The organism is Mycobacterium sp. 1081908.1, from assembly GCF_001673535.1.
GTDB lineage: Bacteria > Actinomycetota > Actinomycetes > Mycobacteriales > Mycobacteriaceae > Mycobacterium.
In genome coordinates this window covers 13,132-32,393 of record NZ_LZLY01000141.1, presented here as the reverse complement: position 1 = coordinate 32,393, position 19,262 = coordinate 13,132, and the positions used below count along the sequence as shown (strand labels likewise).

The window sequence follows — 19,262 nt, the reverse complement described above, 5'->3', positions numbered from 1 at the left end:
AGTCTCAAAGCGCTCACAGCACGGCCTCGATGGCTTCAAGGTAATCGTCGGTCATCGCTTCCACCGTGTAGTGCACGCGCATGCGCTCGTGGCCCCGCCGTCCCATCGAAGGCAGTTCGCCGGGCTTGGCCAGGATCTCGGCGAGGCAGTCGCGCCACGCCGACACGGTCACGGGCTCGACGACGAATCCCGCCTTGCCGAAGTCCAGCATCTCGGGGACGGCGCAAATCGCCGACGCCGCAACCGGTACCGCCCGGGCCATCGCTTCGAGAATCGCCAGCGGGAACGCCTCGGAACGGCTGGGGACGCACAACAGATCGGCTTCGGCCAGCGCGGGCCCGGGCCCCGCCGACCAGCCCCGCCAGTGCACGCGGTCGCGCAGCGCGGCCGGGGTGCGCGCCTGCAATCGCTCCCGATCAGGTCCGTCGCCGAATATGGAGAGCTCCCAAGGCATGTCGGTCAGGCCGGCGAGCGCCTCGATCAGCAGCTGCGGGTTCTTGTGCTCGACGATGCGCGAGAGCATCACCAGATGCACGGGTTCACCGGCGGCCCGAATCCGGGGCTCGGGCTCATCCATCAAGGCCACCCCGTTGGGCGCGACGAATCGCCGTCCCCGAAGCCGATGGTGTTCGGTCAACATCTCCCAATGCCGTTGTGCCAGCGTGATGAAGCCATCTGCACGACTCATCGCCGCCGCCAGCGGCCGAGAGTAGATGGGGCGCTCGGGTTCCGGCGGAACGTGCGGCGCGACCAACCAGCGTCGGCCGCCGCCGCGCGCCCGCCACAAGGTCGCAAAACCCGTCTCGGTGTTGGTGTCACCGCTGACCAGTACCGCGGGGCCCGGGGGAAGGTCGACGACCGGCGCCCACCAGGGTTGGCGAACCACCCGAACGGTGTGGGGGATTTCCCTGATCAACGGGCCGAACCGCTGCATGCAGACGATGGTCACCGGATAGCCGCGACGGTCTAATTCGGTGGCCAAGAGCGCCTTTTGGCGCTCGGCACCGCCGTAGACGAGCCGGTTTGTGGTGATCACGATCGCCGGCTTTCCGGTACTCCGCGAAACGGCAGCGCTGGACGACCGCCGACGCGCGTCGCGCTTTGAGCGCTGCAGCCGCTCGAGCACGGTGGTGCTCGCCAGGTACAGGTCCGCGCTGTGGACACCGCGTTGATGTTCCAGCAGCAGTGCCGCATTGGCGCGCGCCAAGTCTAGATTGCGGCGCCGTTCGGGAGTCGCGACCTGTGCGCCGTGACCCGAGCCGGGATCGATGGCATTCTTGGCGGCGGCCGGGTTGCCGTGGTCGACGTCGAGTTCGTTGGCCAGCAACACGCGCCAGCCCGCGGCTGTGGCGCGTGCCTGCCAGTCGGCCTCTTCCCCGTAGAGGAAGAATTCCTCGTCGAAGCCACCGATCTCGTTCCAGGCCGCACGGTTGATCGCCAGGCAGGCGCCGCCGATATAGCCGTCGATGCTTTGCGATTCGTCAGGCTGGTGGGCGTAAAGGTGGGAAAGCGGTGTGCCGCGAAGCAGATCCGAATAGCCGGCGGTCGCGACCAGCGCCCGGCTCAGGGTCCGCCGCCGCGTTGCGATGTCCCACCGCTCCGGCCCCGGGGCACCGTCGTCGTGGATCATGGGCGACGCCGCGGCCACCTTCGTCTGGTGGAGCAACTCCCGGGTGCGTGTGAGCGGGCCGACCAACCGGGCGTCGGCGTTCAGCAGCAGCAGATCGGCATCCGGCGGGGTGTGCTCGACCAGGGCGTTAAACGCCGCCGCGAAGCCGAGATTGACCGGGCCCAGCACCCAGTGCACCCGCGGGTGCCTGGCGGCCAGCTCCTCGCGGCCGGGATAGGTGTCGCCGCTGTTCTCGTAGACGTACACCGGCAGGTCGGGCAGATGTTCGGCGACGCCGGCCAGGCACTGCTCCACCAGGTCGTGGCTCTTGTAGGTCACGATCGCCACCACCATGGGTCGGCCGGACCTGGTGAGCTCGCCGACCGGGCGCTTCAGGTACGCGCGGTCCAATTCCCGGGTCACGCGACCACCGGCCTTCGGCGTAGCGCGGCCAATGTCGACCAGGTGAACGGCCCGATCACCGCGCTGGTAGCCAGGTAGGTCGCGGCGGCGGCGATCACGATCAACGCCACGTGGTAACCGGACAGCAGCAGCGCCACCAAGACACACGCCGCCATCGGCACCAGCAGCCGAATCAAGAACGCGACCGGCGTGCGGTAGCCGCACTCGCGACGCAGCCACCAGGTAGCCATTGCCATGCCGAACAGCTCCGTGCCTATCAACGCGAGACCGGCCCCGACCGCGCCGAACGGCCGGTCCAGCAACAAGTTCAGCGCGACGTTGAACGCGAGCGTCGCGATGGACAGCCGGAACAGGAACTTCTGATGATGGCACGCGAACAGCCCCTGGCCCAGGGTGCCGGTGACGAAACGCAAAGCCACCGCGACGAATAGCGTCGCCAACGTCGGTGCGCCGCGTTCGACGAACTCCCGGTCGCCGAACAATTCGATCAGGGGCCGTGCCAGTAATGCGCCGATGACGGCGAGGGGGACACCGGCGAAATACATCAGCTCAACACAGCGCCGCAGGAAATTGGCGAACGCGGCGAGGTCGCGCGAAAACAGTTCGGTTGCGGTCGACAGGGTCGCCTTGAGGAAGAACATCGACACGACGAGGGTGTTGAATGCGACCGTGTAGGCCAGTCCGTAGACCCCCACCTCGGAATGGGTGCTCACCCTTGACAGGATGACGCCGTCGGTGCGCCAGTATAGGACGCCGACGACGGCCACTCCGATCGGAAATGCGCTCTCGCGCAACAGGTCCGCAACTTCACTCGGAGCGAAAATCGGCCGCAACGACATGTGCCGGGCGGCGGCGCTCCCCTGAATCAGCAGTTGCAGCGCCGGGGGTATGAGCTGCGCGACCGCGAACCAGATGACGTCGGCCCGCGTGGCCACCAAGTAGCTGACCATCGCTAGCGTAGCCACCCGGCCCACGACATCGGACAACGCCACGGCCGAGAAGCGGACGGTCGATAGGAACACCGGCTCGAACCGTGTTGCCATCGTGAACATCAGCAGCTGGCCCGACAAAACCACGAGCATGATCCGCACGTCGTGGTCGTGATAGAGCAGCAGACCGGAACCCGCCGTCAGTATCGCGAGCGGGACGCAGTAGATCAGCGACAGGCCGCTGTTGACGCGGACGAGGCGCTCCAGGTTGCCGGTGCCCGAGGTGACGCGGCGCACGATTACGGTGCCGATGCCGAGATCGGCCAGGCTGCCCCACATTCCGACGAAGGCGACCGCGATGGTGAGCTGGCCGTAGCGGCCGGGACCCAGGTAACGGGCGGTCATCGCCACCGAAACCACCGAGGCCAGCATCCCCAGCGCCCGGCAGACGAGCTGGACGGAGAACGCGTGCGCGATCCGTGACCCCGGCACCGATGCGGCGGTCTGCGCCGCCGTCGGCTCAATCGTGGTGTCGGGCGCCATCAGTACGCCCCGTCGCTACTCAGCACCGCCTTGAGCGTCCTGGCGATGATCACCAGGTCGCCGGCCATCGACCAGTTGTCGACATAGGACAGGTCGAGCCGAACCGAGTCCTCCCACGACAGATCCGACCGGCCACTGACCTGCCACAGCCCGGTAACCCCCGGCTTCACCAGCAGTCGCCGCTTTACCTGACCGTCGTAGTTCTCGACCTCGCGCCGCAGCGGTGGCCGTGGTCCGACGACGCTCATGTCCTGCTTGAGCACGTTGATGAACTGCGGCAACTCGTCGACGCTGAATCGGCGCAGTATCTTGCCGACGGGCGTCACCCGGGGGTCCTGGCGGATCTTGAAGAGCATCCCGCCGGCGCCCTCGTTGAGCGGCAGCAGCCGGTCGATCTGGGTGTCGGCGCCGTCTACCATTGTCCGGAACTTGAGCATCGTGAAGGGCTTGCCATCCAGACCGATGCGCTCGGCGCGGTAGAAAACCGGCCCCCGGCTGGTCGCCTTGATGCATGCGGCCGCCGCGATGAGAAGCGGTGATGTTCCGATGATCGCGGCCAGAGCGAAGCAGAAGTCGAACGCTCGCTTCTGAAACCGTTGGGTGCCTTCGTATTGCGGCTTCTCTACGTGGAGAAGCGGAAAACCCGCGATCGGTTTCAGGGACAATCGCGCGCCGGCCACGTCGACCACCCCCGGCGATACGACGAGGTCGACGTCCATGGTCTCCAGCCGCCACATCAGGTCCCGGATCCCATGCACGCCGAAATGCTCGGTGCGCGTCACCGCCACCGTGTCCGCGCCGCAGCCGGCGATCGCAGATACCGCGGTGGTTTCGTCGCCGAGGATCGCGATCTGCTGGCCCTGGACGGTCAGCGTTTCGCCGCGCGGCGGACCGTAGCCCGGAATGCAGACGCCGACCACCACGTACCCGTCGTTCGGGTTGCGGATCAGCTCGCGGGCAAGATGCGAAACGCCTGGCCTGTCACCAATCGCCAATACCATCGTCTGGTATTCGCCTCGCGCCCGCTGGTGCCAGACATGCTTCCGCCACAAATTGCGGCTCGCCAGCAGTGCGATTGTGCCGATGGGAAGTGCGACCGCAAGATAGCCGCGGGCCAGCTCGATCTTGGCGAGCAGCGTGACTATGGCGATGAATCCGAACGTCCAGAAGGAGGCGCTGGCGATGCGCCGGTATTCGTCGATTCCGGCGCCGATGATTCGCGTCGAACGAGTCTGAAACATCGCCAGGGACGAAAGCCACAGTGTGGCAAAGAGGACCGAAAACAGCGTCATAACCTGGCCGGGATATCCCGACGCGTTTGGTGAGTCCCCGAACCGGACGACCTGAGCGACCGCGACCGCGGTCGACACGATCACCGAGTCGGTGATGCGCAGACGCGCCGAATATGTCTGCCGCCAACGCGAAGCAACCTTGGTGCCAACCCTTTGCGCGGGTTGCGCCTGAATCAGCGATATGCCACTTTCGGCTCTTAGGGTTGTCGTCATGCGGGCAGGTCCCTCGCTTATACCGTCGCCGATTCGGCAGCGGCGCGGGGGAGTTCGGCGTTGCACCCAACGGGGGTGTCCGGAAAGGGCAGGCGGTATGGCGTCATGACGCCTCGCTCTCGGCCGGCACCGTCTCCCCCATGGGAGGCCAGCTGGCGTCCTTCTCCGACATGACCGTCACCGGAAGCGGCCACTTGATGCCGAATTCGGTTTCGTCCCAGCGGAATCCCTCTTCGCTGTCGGGCACGTAGGGGCCGCTGACCTGGTACATGACCTCGGTGTCATCGGTCAGGGTCTGGAAGCCATGCAAGACGTAGGGGGGCAGGAACAGCGCCCGGCGGTTCTCCGCGCTCAGCTCCACCATCACGTGCTTGCCGTAAGTTTGCGATTCGCGTCGGACGTCGACGGCGACGTCGGCAATTGCGCCGCGGACGCAGCGGACCAGCTTGGCCTCGGCGTGCGGCGGCGCCTGCCGGTGCAGGCCGCGCACCGTGCCCCGGGTGTAGTTGAAGCACAGGTTCGTTTGTGCAACTTCGGAAATCAGGCCGTATGTCACGAATTCGTCGGCGCAGAAGGACCGAGAGAAGAAGCCGCGATGGTCGCGATGGGGTTCGATGTCGATGATCGTCACCCCGGCGACACTCGTGGGCGTGTACTTCACTGGGTCTCCTTCCAGAACAGTCTCTCGTCGACCTGCCCGGTTTTGAGCAGGTATTCGATCTGCTTGAGGCGGGTATGTCCGCGGCCGTGGAATGTCTCGGGGTCCATCGCGATGTTCTGGAAGACGCGGTGCAGTTGCGCCGCCCCGGCCGCGACATCCCACGCGGCGCGGAAGTCGGGGAATACCTCGTGGATCTTGCCGAACGCCACCCGGTAGCTGCGGTTGTCGGCATTGGGCGGGCCGAAAGTCAGTTCACAGCCCGGGAATTCGGCGCTGACGGTCTCCGCGATTTCGCGTACGGTGCGGTTGTTTTCGTCGCTGCCGACGTTGACCACCAGCTTGTGCACGGTCTGTCGGTCGGCGCGAAGCGCGCACCGGATGGCCTGCGCGATGTCGAGGGCGTGTACCAGCGGCCGCCAGGGGGTGCCGTCGCTGGTCATCGCGATGCGGTGCTCGGTCCAGGCGTACCCCGCCAGGTTGTTAAGCACGATGTCGAAGCGCATCCTCGGCGAGGCGCCGAATGCCGTCGCGTTGCGCAGGAATGCCGGTGAGAAGTCGTCGTCGGCCATCGCGGTCAGGTCCCGTTCGACCAGGGCCTTGCATTTGGCGTACGGGGTCAGCGGGTTGATGGGGCTGGTCTCGTCGACGGTCCCGTCCGCGATCCCGTACACGCTGCACGACGACATGTAGACGAACCGGCCGACGCCGGCGCTCTTGGCGCACTCGGCCAAATGCACACTGCCGCGGTGGTTTATCTCGAAGGTCACGTCGCCGATCAGGTCGCCGATCGGATCGTTGCTCAGCTCCGCCATGTGCACGATCGCGTCGAACCCGCGCAGGTCGGCGACGGTCACGTCGCGAATGTCCTTGATGAGGGTGAGCGGTGCCACCCCGTGGGCGCTGCCGGCGAGCGGTCCGGGGCACAGCCAACCGGCCCTGTAATAGCCGGTGTCCAAACCGACGACGTCGTGGCCGTCCTCGATAAGCAGCGGCGCGAGGAGGCAGCCCAGGTAGCCCTCCGTGCCGGTGACCAGCACTCGCATGGTGTCGTCCCTCCCGTCGAAAGTCAGTTGAGTGAACTAGCGGCGAACGTGCTCACGACCGCCTTCTCGCCCACGAAGGCTTCGGCGTAGCGCGCCCGGCACTGGACCCCCCGCACTCGCATCAGGCCGAGGAACGCCTCGTCGTCGAACCAGTCCCGGCCCGACTGCGACGGGTATGACTGCGCGAGCAGCTCCGCCTTCTTGTGGGCTATCTCGCTCGGAATGTCCACGTAGAGAGTGGGATTCGGCAAGTCGGACTCCCATTTGAGAATCTCGTAGCCCAGTACCAGGTGCCCACGAAACTCGGTCGGGATGAGCTCGGCGACCAAGCGATGGTCTTGGTGGTAGTCGTGGCGGTGCGGCCCGATCACCAGATCGGGCTGGCAGTCGCGCCGGAACTCGGCGAGGTAGCCCTTCACCGCCCCCCAGTTGTCCGGCAGCCGGCCGTCGGGCAGATCACCCACCGTCAGCCGGACCTCCGACCGCGGGAACAGCGCCGCGAATGCGTTCTTTTCCTCGATCTCGCGTTCGGTGCCGGCGCCGGTGAGCACCAGGGCGTGCACGACGACACCCGGATTGTGGTGGGCGATCTGCATCAGCGTCGCGCCGGCACCGATGACGATGTCGTCGCAGTGCGCCCCGATGACGGCAATCGAATTGATTGCGCCGGTGTTCAGCCGGTTCACGCCGAGAGCCTCGCGTGGCGTCCAACCGACGCCGGCACAGCGCGGGCTCGGTGCGGTTGCTCCCACACCATCCACGGGCGGACTCCCGCGTTGTAGTCGGCGTCGAGCTCGGCGCGCTCCTTGAACGTGTCGGCCGGCTTCCAGAAGCCATCGTGTTGATACCCCAGCAGCCGGCCGGTCCCGGCGAGCGCCATGCAGGCGTCGCCGACGAGGTCGCCGTTCTCCGGGATGAGGTCGAAGACCTCCTGCGTCAATACGAAGTAGCCGCCGTTCACCCAGATCGGAAACTTAGCGATCGGGGCGATCTCCTTGATGTCACCGTCGGTGCTGACGTCGACGCAGTGGAAGGACGACTGGGGCGGGACGACCAGCATGGAGGCGGCGGCGCCGCTCGTCCTCAGCCGGTCGATCATGGTGTCGAGCGGTGCGTCGGTCAGCACATCGGCGTAGTTGGCCAGGAAGTATTCGTCGTCGCCCAGATACTTGCGCACGCGCCGCAGCCGCTCGCCGATCGGCGACTCCAGCCCGGTGTCGACGAACGTGATGCTCCAGTCGGCCATGTCGGAATCGAGCAGCTCGATCTGACCGGCGCGCATGACGAAGTCGTTGGACTCCATCTCGCGGTAGTTGAGGAAGAAGTCCTTGACCATCGCCTGCCCGTAGCCCAGGCACAGGATGAACTCCTTGTGCCCGTAGTGGGCGTAGTAGCGCATCACATGCCACAGCAACGGTCGGGGCCCGACCATCTGCAGCGGCTTGGGAACCTGGTCGCCTTCGGCGGTCCGCATCCGCATGCCGTAACCACCGCAGAACAGCACTACTTTCATGACAACCATCCCTTCAACGAGGCGAGACCGAATACCCGCCCAGCGGCCAAGAAAGATACTTCTGGTATTTGGAGACTCGGGTCGGATCCGGCCCGCGCGGGCACCCTCGCGGCGGTCATACGATCGCCGCCCCATAGCCGCCGGACGGCGGCTGCGCCATGACGGTCGGTATCTGGCCGTACCGCGGACCCGGCGCTTGACGCCCCGCGGCGGTGCTGGGCAGACCGCCCAGCATGCTCGGTGGCAAGGCGCCGAGGCCGCCGGGGCCGCCGGCGTTGGGCAACACCGCGCCCGCGCTGGTCAAATGGGCCGCAGGGATGACGCTGGTCCAGCTGGCCGGGACTGACAGGGGCCCGAGTGCGCCCGCCTGGCCCATCGCGCCCGCTACGCCCGCACCGAGCGCGTCGGCGGCGCCGGCGGCCGCGCCGGCTGCGTCCGCGGCCACATCGGCGACACCCTGGGCCGCGGTGGTCGCTATCCCCTGCATGGTCTGGGCCATGCCGAGCACGCTGGACAGCGCATACAGCGGGGTCACGGCCACCATCAGATAGCCGGGGAGCAGGGAGGGCAGGTTGCTCTCCATGTTGCTCATGAAGCTCGACAGCGACAGCCCGCCGGTCCCGGACGTGACGCCGCCCACCAGCGTCCCCCAGGGCGTTTCCGTACCCGCGGCGCTCGCCGAGGCGGGCGAAGCCAGGCTCTGCAGCATCGAGGACATCGCGGACATCAAGCTGGTCAGCGAGAACTGCTGCGTCGCGGAACCAGCGGTCTGGGCTACCGCGGCCGACTGCGCTGCGACCCCGGAGGGGTCGGCGACCTCCGGCGCAGAAGTGAAGGGCGTCAGCTCGGCGGCCATCGCCGAGTTGGCTGCGTATTCGTACATGGCCACGGCGTCTTGGGCCCACATCTCGCCGTATTGGGCCTCGTTGGCCGCGATCGCCGGCAAGTTCTGACCGAAGAAGTTGGTGGCAATCAGCGACGCGAGCTGAACCCGGTTGGCGATGACCGCCTGCGGGGGCACGGTCGCGGCCCAGGCCGCGTCGTAGATTTCCGCGGCAAGCCTGGCCTGACCGGCCGCCTCCGCGGCCCGAGCGGCGGCCCCGGCCGTCCATGCGACGTACGGTCCGAACGCAGATGCCATGTTCAGCGACGAGGGACCCAGCCACCGCCCGACCGTCAGGCCCGAGATGATCGACCGGTACGAGGACGCGGCGGAATGCAGCTCGGTGGCCAGATCGTCCCAGGCCACCGCGGCCGCCGTCAGCGACCCCGGCCCGGGGCCGGCGTACATCCTCGTGGAGTTGATCTCCGGCGGAAGGGCGCCAAAATCGATCATTTCGACGGGCCCCTACCGGTCGGCGACGTGACGAACGACACACGTCGAGCGAGGTCCGTACGGGTCTTCCGGGGCAGTGGCTGATGCGGTGATCGAAGCGCGTTGCGCGCCCGCGGCCCGCAAAAATCGCGCTGACCAGCGGAAGAAACTGAGGACCACATAGATGACGATTCTACATACTTTTAGTTCGGAGTGCAGCATCATCGCGAACTGAAAGTATTTCCGGGTTGGACAACGCGACCCGCTGCGTTGAATGCCGTTGGGCGACCCCTGACTGCTAACCTCAAAGACGGCCCATATGCAGCCCGAGACACGCCGGGGAGTGCTGGCCCTGGAAACCAAGGTGTGTGGCCTACTCGAGGAAGGCATCGAGAAACGTGGAAGCGATCGATCCGGGCCACGACGCAGGCTCTGGAATGATCACCCGCCTTGCTCACGCAGCGGCGCGGTCGACGCGCACTGGGCAGCTGCGTTCCCGATTCCGATGACCACCCATTCGACCGACGGACGCGCAGACGCGACGCGGCGACAGATTTTGCGGGCCGCGTCGCATCAGTTCGCTCGACGCGCCTATCACGACGTCGGCCTGGACGACATCCTCGCGGAAGCGGAGCTGACGAAGGGGGCCATGTACTTCCACTTCCGTTCCAAGCACGCGCTGGCCGTCGCGATCATCGAGAGGCAGACGGCCGCGGGAAATGTCGCGGTGGAAGAACTGCTCACTCGCGGACTTTCGGGCCTCGAGACCCTCATCGACTTCTCGTATCTGATCGCCGTAGGGGACATCAAAACCGACGGGGTCAGGGCCGGCCTCAACCTCCTCGAGTCGGTCGGTCGGTCGGAGGGGCTGCAGAAGAAGCTCTTGGAGGAATGGGCCAAGGCGCTGGCCGGAGTCGTCGAGCAGGCCATCGCCGAGGGCGACATCGACGGGCAGTGTGACCCACAGGACGTGGGACGCCTGATCGTTTCGCTGCACATGGGGCTGCGACAAACCAGCAATCTGGAGGAGCCGGAACAGTTTCTGCAACACCTCGAGAAGTGCTGGCTGCTGATGCTGACCGGAATCTTGCAGGCGGGCCGCATCGATTACTTCCGCCAATTCCTCAGGCGCCGCGCCGCACTCGCGATCACATCCACCTCAACGGGCGCGGATTCTGAATAGCGCCATGTGCAGGTCGCGCGATCGGGACCGCGGGTTGGCGGCTGTTACGCTTACCCCTCCGGCCGGAAGGTTGGTGAAGGGGTCGAGATCCGCGCCCAGGGACATCGACGGAAATCCGGGGGTGTAGAGGGATGGCGCGCCAGGTTCGATCGGAAGCCACCCGGCGGAAGATCCTCGATGCGGCGATCGACGTTTTCGGCGACGTCGGGTACGCTGCGGCCGGGTGGAACACGATCATCGAGCGGACCGGCATGACCAAGGGGGCGCTCTACCACCACTTCGATTCGAAGGAATCGCTGGCGTCGGCCATCATCGAGGAGGGTTCGGAGACAATACTTGTCGCCTTCCGCAACGTGTGCGGGTCGTCATCGCCGGCGCTCGAGAACATGATTCACGGCACCTTCACGATCGCCAACATGCTCAGTACCGACAAGACGGCCCGCGCCGCCGAGCAGTTGACGGCGGCTCTGGCCGGATTCAACGAAGCAGCCATGCGCTTTTGCGCGAACATGGTTGAGCTGATGGCGGCTCAGGCTCAGCGGGCAAGTGCCGAAGGCGACGTCCGGAAGGATCTGGACCCGGTGGCGATCAGCGAGTCGATCGTCGGCGCCATGTTCGGAACCCGTTTGCTGTACAACGCGATCGCGGCGAAGGGCGCCGCCGGGCGTAGTGAGGGTACGGTCGCCGGCACTGGCCTGGATCCGCACACGGGTCGATTCTGGGAACTTCTGCTGGCGGGCATAGTCGCCGAGGCGTCGCTTCCGTACTTCCGCGAATTTCTGGCACGCGAGGCGCTTCGCCATGCCCCGCCGGCCGGATCGTCCCCCGGCGAGGCGGTCGCCGTCCCGGAGGTCGGCTAGGCGTTGGCGACTGCGGTATCTCGGGAAGCCACCGTAATTATCCGGGCGGGCGCGCCGGCCACCACCGCGTCGTCGGGCACCGGCTGGGTTACGACGGCGCCGGCCAGGATGGAGGCGCGATCGCCCACGTGGACATCGCCGAGCACCATAGCCATGGGATAAATCCATACGCCGTCACCGATTACGGGGACCTTCCCTCGGTTTTCCCCGACGGAGACGCCGTGGTGGATGTTGCAGTTCGCACCGATGCGCGCCTTGTGGTGGATCCACAGGGCGCCCGGATGTGCCAGCCGAAGGCCGGGCCCACATACATTTCGCGGGACATACAGCCCGAGTCGTTCGCCGAGCAGCTTCGTCCGCAGTCTCAACCAGAATGCGATGGCATGGCCCATCGGCGTGTGGGCGGTGTTGGTCCAGTACTCGGATTTTCGCAGCATCCGCTGGAAGTAGGCGGGACGTTCCAAGAGCTGGTAGCGGAACTTCCAGCGTTCTAGGCCGTGCGCCTTCAAGTCGGCCGCCAGATACATTCTCAGGTCCTCCCGAGTCCTGATCATGGCGGTAACGATACTCCAGGTATCCAGAGCAGGGTAGAACCATACGTATAGTTCACAGGCACTTTCAAGGTGTTTGGTTTCGTCGACCGCGACGCCGGGACGCGCCGGATGCCCTTAAGGCGGGTCCGATCAGGACGGCACCGCTCGGTGAGTGCCGTCGCACTTGCCGACCGCCTACGCGTCCAGGCCAGACGTGCTCTAACTCATAGTCTTCTATAGCTTACATTCCATACTTTATGCATGTAGCCTGCCCTTCATGTCTACCGTCAGTCTGCCTATGGGTCCGGAGGGATGCTCCGGCGGGAGCGCTGGCAAGCGGTTCCTCCAGGAATACGGTGGCGCGGGGCTCCGCCAGGCGCCGAACAAAGTACCGACGGGCAAGGCGGATCCCGGGCTGATCAACAAGGTGATCAACAGCATCACCCCCATCAAGGACCGCGACCAGGCGGACGCGCTGATCGCAAAGTGCCTCGCTTCGGAATCGCCGCAGATTATTTCTTTTCTCAACGCACATGGCCTCAACGTGTGCTACCGAAACAATGAATTCGCCGACGCGGTGTTGCGGTCCGACGTCGTCTTTCGCGACGGCATAGGCATGCAGCTGCTCGTCAAAGCGTTGAAGGGCGACCCGGGCCTGAACATGAACGGGACCGACCTGATACCGGAATTTCTCGACAAAGCACGAGGGGAGACGGTCGGCATCCTTGGGACCCGGGAGCCTTACCTGTCCAAGGCGGCTGAAGAACTCAAGCAAGCCGGGCACAATGTCGTTTTTTGCGCAGATGGGTTCAGGGATACGGCGTCATACCTATCGCTCGTGGAGCAGTACAGGCCGCGGGTTGTCGTACTGGCAATGGGCATGCCCAAACAGGAACTGGTTTCCTTGTACCTCAAGGAAAATGCGAGTTATAACCCGATACTCATCAACGGGGGCGCCGTCGTCGATTTCATCGCCGGCAAAGTAAAAAGAGCGCCGCAATGGATGCGACAACTTCACCTGGAGTGGGTCTTTCGCTTGGTGAACGAGCCGAAGCGATTGGCTAGAAGGTACGTGATAGGGAATCTTCTGTTCCTTATACGCATACAAGACATCCGCAAGACCTATATCCCTGCGCTGGATGGAAAGGCTCTGGCGGTTTGATGATCGGAAGGTCTCGCCTTGACTGAAACCGAGGAGTACGCCCGGACGTACTTCCAAGAGCAGGACGCGTCGAACAAAGAGTTTTGGCGGCGGTTCGGCGCGCCGGTGGATTGGGCCGGCAAGCGTGTTCTCGAGGTCGGCTGCGGCCACGGCGCCATGTCGGTTGAGTTGGCTCAACAAGGGGCCGAGGTAGTTGGCGTAGATCTCGACGAGGGCCGCATCGCATTCGCCAACCGCAACCTGCCGCAGCGGTTTCCTCATCTGCTTGACCGCGTGACGTTTCAAGCGGTCGAAGCGACTTCGCTTCCGGTGGACCAGCCGTTCGACGTGATCGTTTCCAAAGACACCTTCGAACACGTTGCCGACGTCGCGTCGCTGCTGAAAGCGCTCGGCGAGCGGCTGATCCGGCCGCATGGCGTGATCTATGCCGGTTTCAGTCCGCTTTACTCCAGCCCGTTTGGCGACCATGGTCGCACCGGTCTGAAAGTGCCGTGGGCGCACGCCGTTTTGCCGAAGCGTGTGGTGCTCGCTGCCGCGGCGCGCCACAACTGCCATCCGGTGGGCTCGCTATTGGATATCGGTCTGAACGGCAATACTCCTGAGCAGTTCCGGGCCGCGTTCAATGACAGCGGGCTGCGGCTTATCGACGTCGCCTACAACCGGGGTGACAAGCGGCTCCTGCCTCTGCTCGAGAAGATCCGCAAGCGTTCGCGTCGACTCGACCGATTCACCACGGTAAGTATCTACGCTGTCTTCGGCGTCTCGTCGTCCAACCCGAAGATGGGGCAGTGACCGTCGCCTGACGAACCAGGGTCGCGCAGCGGACACGGTGCGCTCGAAATCTACAGGGGCAGTTGGAAATTCGAGCAGCCAAAGTGTGGCTCAGTGCTCGTCTTCCCACAACTGCTCGGTCAGATCCTGGAACGCCGCAAGCACGAACTGATCGTCCGCGCGCAGCAGCGCGGACTTGCTCATCAGGGCGCGCACCATCGAGCCGTCCTTGTGGGCCAATTTGACGACCATGTTCGCCAGGGCATGAACCACGGATAGCAAGGATTCAGATTCAGGAGCCCCGTGGAAGATGTCTTGGAACCGCAGCGACAGGACTTCGTCGGGCTCGAACCCCAGCATGTCGGCGAACGCGGTGTTGGTGAACAAGATGGCGCCGTCGTTCCCGATCGCGAGCACTGGCACCGGAATCCGTTCGAGGACGACCAGCGCAGGCAACTGCTGCAAAGTAGTCAGCGGCTCGCTCGATTGCGGGTTGCGTCGTCGCTCTCTCTCCACAGGCCGATTATGGCCTATGACTACCGGTCGTTCGGTCGATATTCCCCAGGGTGTCAAGATCCCGGCCGAACGTCCCTGCGTCGCGCTCAGTCTTCCGGCGGAGGTGGGGGCTGGTAGCGCGGGAACACCCCCGTCGGCGGCGGCAGCGCGGTTCCGGCGACCAGCCGCGTGCCTACGGCGCTGAAGGCGCGTCGGTCCGCGTCCTGACCGAGCAGGTCCAGCAGCCTGCCGGCCGAGTCGGGCATGACGGGCTGGACGAGCAGCGCCGCGATGCGCACGACCTCGCACGTGATGTAGAGGACGGTACGGAACCGCGCCTGATCCGCCTCGGACTCGCTCTTGCGCAGGACCCACGGCTCCTGGGCCGAAAAATACCTGTTCGCCTCCCCGAGCATCAGCCAGATCGCCTCGAGCGCCAGGTGCATGGCCTGCCCGTCGAAATGGGCCCGCACGCGCTCGAGCAGGCCGTCGGCCGTCGTCAGCAGCTCGGTGTCGGCCGCGGTGAACTCACCCGGCTCGGGCACCACCCCGTCCAGGTTCTTGGCCACCATCGACAGCGAGCGCTGGCCGAGGTTGCCGAGCTCGTTGGCCAGATCGGCATTGATCCGGGTGACGATGGCCTCTTCACTGAAGCTGCCGTCTTGGCCGAACGGCACCTCGCGCAGCAGGAAGTACCGCACCTGGTCCAGGCCGAACGCGTCGACCAAGGCGACGGGGTCGACGATGTTGCCCACCGACTTGCTCATCTTCTCGCCGCGGTTGAGCAGAAACCCGTGCGCGAAAACCTTGCGGGGCAACTCGATTCCGGCGGACATCAAGAACGCCGGCCAGTAGACGGTGTGAAACCTGATGATGTCCTTGCCGATCATGTGTAGATCGGCGGGCCAATAGTGGCGGTACAACTCCGAGCCGGTATCGGGGAAGCCGACGCCGGTCAGGTAGTTGGTCAGCGCGTCGACCCAGACGTACATGACGTGATCGGGATGATCGGGGACCTTCACCCCCCAGTCGAACGAGGTCCGCGAGATCGACAGGTCGCGCAGCCCGCCGGAGACGAAGCTGACCACCTCGTTGCGCCGCACCTCGGGGGCGATGAAGTCGGGGTTCGCCTCGTAGTGGGCCAGCAGCTTGTCGGCGTACGCCGACAACCGGAAGAAGTAAGTCCGTTCTTCGGTCCAGGTCACCGGCGTGCCGGTCTCGACGGCGATCCTGGTCCCGTCCACGACCTCGGTCTCCGATTCGACGAAGAACCGCTCGTCGCGCACCGAATACCAGCCCGAGTAGGTGTCCAGGTAGATGTCGCCCGCGGCGGCCATCCGCCGCCAGATCTCCTTGGAGGCCTCGTGGTGGTCGGCGTCGGTGGTCCGGATGAACCGGTCGAAGGAGATGTTCAGCCGCTCCTGCAGGCGCTGGAACACGTCCGAGTTGCGCCGGGCCAGTTCGGCCGTGGGCAGCCCCTCGACTGCGGCGGCCTGGGCGACCTTGAGCCCGTGCTCGTCGGTTCCGGTCAGGAAGCGCACGTCGTAACCGTCCAGCCGCTTGAACCGCGCGATGGCGTCGGTGGCGATGTACTCGTACGCGTGCCCCAGATGCGGCGCGGCGTTGGGGTACGTGATCGCGGTGGTGACGTAGTAGGGCCTCATCGAGACTCACCCTATTGTGTGGCGGTGAGCTCCAACCGCTCTGGTAAACGAGAGGCGCCGCCCGCGCCCGAGCCGCTGGCGCCCCTGATCGACGCCCACACCCACCTCGACGCGTGCGGAGCGAGCGACGCCGAGGGCGTGCGGGCCATCCTCGACCGCGCCGCGGCGGTCGGTGTGGGCGCGGTGGTCACCATCGCCGACGATCTCGATTCGGCGCGCTGGGTGGCGCGCGCGGCCGAATGGGATCCGCGCGTCTACGCCGCGGTGGCGTTGCACCCGACGCGCGCGAATGCGCTGGACGACGCGGCCCGCGCGGAGATCGAGCGGCTCGCCGTGCACCCGCGGGTGGTGGCGGTGGGGGAGACCGGGATGGACCTGTACTGGCCGGGCCGCCTGGATGGCTGCGCGGAGCCGTCGACGCAGCGGGAGGCGTTTGCATGGCATATCGACCTGGCCAAGCGGTGCGGTAAACCGCTGATGATCCACAACCGGGAGGCCGACGCCGAGGTGCTCGACGTGCTGGCGGCCGAGGGCGCCCCCGATGCGGTGATCTTTCACTGCTTTTCGTCGGACAGTGCGATGGCCCGACGGTGCGTCGACGGCGGGTGGTTGCTGAGCCTGGCCGGGACGGTCAGCTTCCGCAACGCGCGCGCCCTGCGGGAGGCCGTCGCGCTGATCCCGCCGGAGCAGATGCTGGTCGAAACCGATGCGCCCTTTCTGACCCCGCACCCCTATCGGGGCGCAGCGAACGAGCCGTATTGCCTTCCCTATACTGTGCGGGCGATCGCTGAACTGCTGGATCGGCGCCCCGAGGATGTGGCACAGGTCACGACCAGCAATGCCCGGCGGGTCTACGGACTGGCTTCGGAGTAGCTGCGGCGGGGCGGTGAATTCGCTAACACCGTGCCGTTGGAGTTGCCCAACATTGGCCGGTTCGTTACCGTCTTGTGATCGAACGGTGGGGCCTTTGGGCCCTTTTGTCATTTTCCTGCTGAGTGGTTCGTGAGTGGTTGCTGAGGTCGGGGTAGCGCGCGTTGACTGTATTGACAAAACTTCATCACAATTCATCACCGATGTTGCGGCTCGTCGTCGCGGGCCTGCTGCTGGTTCTGAGCTTCGCCGGCGGGTTGGCAGTTTCCGCGTCCAAGACCGTGACGCTGACCGTTGACGGAATCGCGATGCGGGTGTCGACCATGAAGTCGCGGGTGATCGACATCGTCCAGGAGAACGGCTTCAGGGTCGACGAGCGCGACGACCTTTACCCGGCCGCCGACGTCGAGGTTCGTGACGCCGCCAACATCGTGTTGCGGCGCAGCCGGCCGCTGCAGATCTCGTTGGACGGCCACGACTCCAAGCAGGTGTGGACGACCGCTTCGACCGTGGACGAGGCGCTGGCCCAACTCGCGATGACCGACACCGCCCCTGCCGCGGCCTCCCGCGGCAGCCGCGTTCCGCTGGCCGGGATGGCGCTGCCCGTCGTGAGCGCCAAGACGGTCCAGATCAACGACGGCGGCGCGGTGCGCACCGTCCACCTCGCCGCGGCCAACGTCGCCGGGCTGTTGAACGCCGCCGGCGCGCCGCTGCTCGAGAGCGACCAGGTGGCACCCGGCGCGGCGTCCCCGATCGTCGACGGGATGCAGATCCAGGTGACCCGCAACCGGATCCAGCGGGTCACCGAGCGGGTGCCGCTGCAGCCGCCGGCGCACCGGATCGAGGATCCGGAGATGAATGTCAGCCGCCAGGTCGTCGAGGACGCGGGCAGCCCGGGCACGCAGGACGTGACGTTCGCGGTGGCCACGGTCAACGGCGTCGAGACCGGCCGGCTGCCCGTCGCCAACACGGTCATCACCCCCGCCCGTGAGGCCGTGGTCCGCGTGGGCACCAAGCCCGGCACCGACGTGCCCCCGGTGAGCAACGGATCCGTCTGGGACGCCATCGCGGGCTGCGAGGCCGGCGGCAACTGGGCGATCAACACCGGAAACGGGTACTACGGCGGTGTGCAGTTCGACCAAGGAACCTGGGAGCGCAACGGCGGGCTGCGCTTCGCCCCCCGCGCCGACCTCGCCACCCGCGAGGAGCAGATCGCCGTCGCCGAGGTGACCCGGCAGCGCCAGGGCTGGGGCGCCTGGCCCGTGTGCAGCGGAAGAGCTGGTGCAAGCTGACCATCCGGCTTCTCGGGCGCACCGAGATCAGGCGGCTGGCCAAAGAGCTGGAATTTCGGCCACGAAAGGCCTTGGGGCAGAACTTCGTTCACGACGCGAACACCGTGCGGCGGGTGGTTACGACCTCCGGCGTCGGCCGCTCCGACCACGTCCTGGAGGTCGGTCCGGGGCTCGGGTCGCTCACGCTGGCGCTGCTTGACCGCGGCGCCACCGTCACCGCCGTCGAAATCGACCCGGTGCTGGCCGGCCGGCTGCCGCAGACCGTCGCCGAACACTCGCACAGCGAGCTACAGCGCCTGTCGGTGCTGAACCGTGACGTGCTGACCCTGCGCCGCGACGAGGTCCCCGGGGAGCCGCCGACCGCCGTCGTCGCCAACCTGCCCTACAACGTCGCGGTTCCGGCGCTGCTGCACCTGCTCGCCGAATTCCCGTCCATTCGGGTCGTCACCGTGATGGTGCAGGCCGAGGTCGCCGAGCGGCTCGCCGCCGAGCCGGGCGGCAAGGACTACGGCGTGCCCAGCGTGAAGGTCCGGTTCTTCGGGCGGGTGCGCCGCTGCGGCATGGTGTCGCCCACCGTCTTCTGGCCGATCCCCCGGGTCTATTCGGGGTTGGTCCGCATCGACCGGCACTCGACCTCGCCCTGGCCGACCGACGACGCCTTCCGGCGGCGCGTGTTCGAACTCGTGGACATCGCCTTCGCCCAGCGGCGCAAGACCTCCCGCAACGCGTTCGCCGAGTGGGCCGGCTCAGGCAACGAGTCGGCGAATCGGCTGCTGGCCGCCAGCATCGATCCGGCCCGGCGCGGCGAGACGCTGTCCATCGACGACTTCGTGCGGCTGTTGCAGCGCTCGGCCCTTTCGGGGCACGCTTCGGCGAGCTGACCGCGATAGT

18 protein-coding genes are annotated in these 19,262 nt (G+C 66.1%); 7 read left to right on the top strand and 11 right to left on the bottom strand.

All coding sequences use genetic code 11. From position 1 onward, the window contains the following. Positions 1-13 precede the first annotated feature (13 nt). The 8 genes from A5655_RS23115 to A5655_RS23080 form a co-directional block, all read right to left on the bottom strand. A complete protein-coding gene (locus A5655_RS23115; RefSeq protein WP_067014144.1) occupies positions 14-2,032 on the bottom strand; it encodes a glycosyltransferase in 2,019 nt (672 codons plus the stop codon). Further along, positions 2,029-3,504: a flippase gene (locus tag A5655_RS23110; RefSeq protein WP_067014142.1), complete on the bottom strand. Its 1,476-nt coding sequence runs from the start codon at positions 3,502-3,504 to the stop codon at positions 2,029-2,031. The genes A5655_RS23115 and A5655_RS23110 overlap by 4 nt, the downstream gene beginning before the upstream one ends. Next, positions 3,504-5,009 (bottom strand): sugar transferase, encoded by a 1,506-nt coding sequence (locus A5655_RS23105; protein WP_082978835.1) that lies wholly within the window; start codon positions 5,007-5,009, stop codon positions 3,504-3,506. The genes A5655_RS23110 and A5655_RS23105 overlap by 1 nt, the downstream gene beginning before the upstream one ends. Before the next feature lie 103 nt (positions 5,010-5,112). After that, positions 5,113-5,670 (bottom strand): dTDP-4-dehydrorhamnose 3,5-epimerase, encoded by a 558-nt coding sequence (gene rfbC / locus A5655_RS23100; protein ID WP_067014140.1) that lies wholly within the window; start codon positions 5,668-5,670, stop codon positions 5,113-5,115. Continuing rightward, a complete protein-coding gene (locus A5655_RS23095; protein WP_067014138.1) occupies positions 5,667-6,713 on the bottom strand; it encodes an NAD(P)-dependent oxidoreductase in 1,047 nt (348 codons plus the stop codon). The genes rfbC and A5655_RS23095 overlap by 4 nt, the downstream gene beginning before the upstream one ends. Before the next feature lie 23 nt (positions 6,714-6,736). Beyond that, positions 6,737-7,399 carry a PIG-L deacetylase family protein gene (locus tag A5655_RS23090; protein WP_067014135.1) on the bottom strand — a complete coding sequence of 221 codons (663 nt, stop codon included), beginning with the start codon at positions 7,397-7,399 and terminating at the stop codon, positions 6,737-6,739. After that, a complete protein-coding gene (locus A5655_RS23085) occupies positions 7,396-8,226 on the bottom strand; it encodes a glucose-1-phosphate cytidylyltransferase (RefSeq protein WP_067014133.1) in 831 nt (276 codons plus the stop codon). The genes A5655_RS23090 and A5655_RS23085 overlap by 4 nt, the downstream gene beginning before the upstream one ends. 115 nt (positions 8,227-8,341) lie before the next feature. Continuing rightward, on the bottom strand, positions 8,342-9,562 hold the full coding sequence (locus A5655_RS23080) for a PPE family protein (RefSeq protein ID WP_067014131.1): 1,221 nt from the start codon (positions 9,560-9,562) through the stop codon (positions 8,342-8,344). 484 nt (positions 9,563-10,046) lie between these two features. Between A5655_RS23080 and A5655_RS23075 the strand changes: the two genes are divergently transcribed. Further along, positions 10,047-10,724 (top strand): TetR/AcrR family transcriptional regulator, encoded by a 678-nt coding sequence (locus A5655_RS23075; protein ID WP_067014129.1) that lies wholly within the window; start codon positions 10,047-10,049, stop codon positions 10,722-10,724. Between the two features lie 131 nt (positions 10,725-10,855). Beyond that, positions 10,856-11,584: a TetR/AcrR family transcriptional regulator gene (locus tag A5655_RS23070; protein ID WP_067014127.1), complete on the top strand. Its 729-nt coding sequence runs from the start codon at positions 10,856-10,858 to the stop codon at positions 11,582-11,584. Here A5655_RS23070 and A5655_RS23065 read toward each other — a convergent pair. Next, on the bottom strand, positions 11,581-12,138 hold the full coding sequence (locus A5655_RS23065; protein ID WP_067014125.1) for a serine acetyltransferase: 558 nt from the start codon (positions 12,136-12,138) through the stop codon (positions 11,581-11,583). The two genes, A5655_RS23070 and A5655_RS23065, sit on opposite strands and share 4 nt — an antisense overlap. A 256-nt stretch (positions 12,139-12,394) precedes the next feature. On the opposite strand from A5655_RS23065, the gene A5655_RS23060 reads away from it, so the two are divergent. After that, positions 12,395-13,279 carry a WecB/TagA/CpsF family glycosyltransferase gene (locus tag A5655_RS23060; RefSeq protein ID WP_082978834.1) on the top strand — a complete coding sequence of 295 codons (885 nt, stop codon included), beginning with the start codon at positions 12,395-12,397 and terminating at the stop codon, positions 13,277-13,279. A gap of 18 nt (positions 13,280-13,297) precedes the next feature. Beyond that, positions 13,298-14,071, top strand: coding sequence for a bifunctional 2-polyprenyl-6-hydroxyphenol methylase/3-demethylubiquinol 3-O-methyltransferase UbiG (locus A5655_RS23055; protein WP_067014123.1), 774 nt, complete (start codon positions 13,298-13,300; stop codon positions 14,069-14,071). Positions 14,072-14,161: 90 nt separating this feature from the next. On the opposite strand, the gene A5655_RS23050 is transcribed toward A5655_RS23055, so the two are convergent. Together A5655_RS23050 and metG are read right to left on the bottom strand one after the other, a co-directional pair. Continuing rightward, entirely contained in the window at positions 14,162-14,524 is a 363-nt protein-coding gene (locus A5655_RS23050) for a PAS domain S-box protein (protein WP_067014172.1), read from the bottom strand. A 128-nt stretch (positions 14,525-14,652) separates the two neighbouring features. Beyond that, the gene (gene metG / locus A5655_RS23045) at positions 14,653-16,209 is read right to left on the bottom strand and encodes a methionine--tRNA ligase (RefSeq protein ID WP_067014121.1); all 1,557 of its coding nucleotides are present in this window, start codon (positions 16,207-16,209) and stop codon (positions 14,653-14,655) included. A gap of 18 nt (positions 16,210-16,227) precedes the next feature. Between metG and A5655_RS23040 the strand changes: the two genes are divergently transcribed. From A5655_RS23040 to rsmA, 3 genes are all read left to right on the top strand, one after another. Beyond that, the gene (locus A5655_RS23040) at positions 16,228-17,082 is read left to right on the top strand and encodes a TatD family hydrolase (protein ID WP_067014119.1); all 855 of its coding nucleotides are present in this window, start codon (positions 16,228-16,230) and stop codon (positions 17,080-17,082) included. 161 nt (positions 17,083-17,243) lie between these two features. Next, positions 17,244-18,371 (top strand): resuscitation-promoting factor, encoded by a 1,128-nt coding sequence (locus A5655_RS23035; protein WP_197508781.1) that lies wholly within the window; start codon positions 17,244-17,246, stop codon positions 18,369-18,371. Beyond that, entirely contained in the window at positions 18,335-19,252 is a 918-nt protein-coding gene (gene rsmA / locus A5655_RS23030; RefSeq protein ID WP_067014114.1) for a 16S rRNA (adenine(1518)-N(6)/adenine(1519)-N(6))-dimethyltransferase RsmA, read from the top strand. The genes A5655_RS23035 and rsmA overlap by 37 nt, the downstream gene beginning before the upstream one ends. Positions 19,253-19,262: the final 10 nt, after the last annotated feature.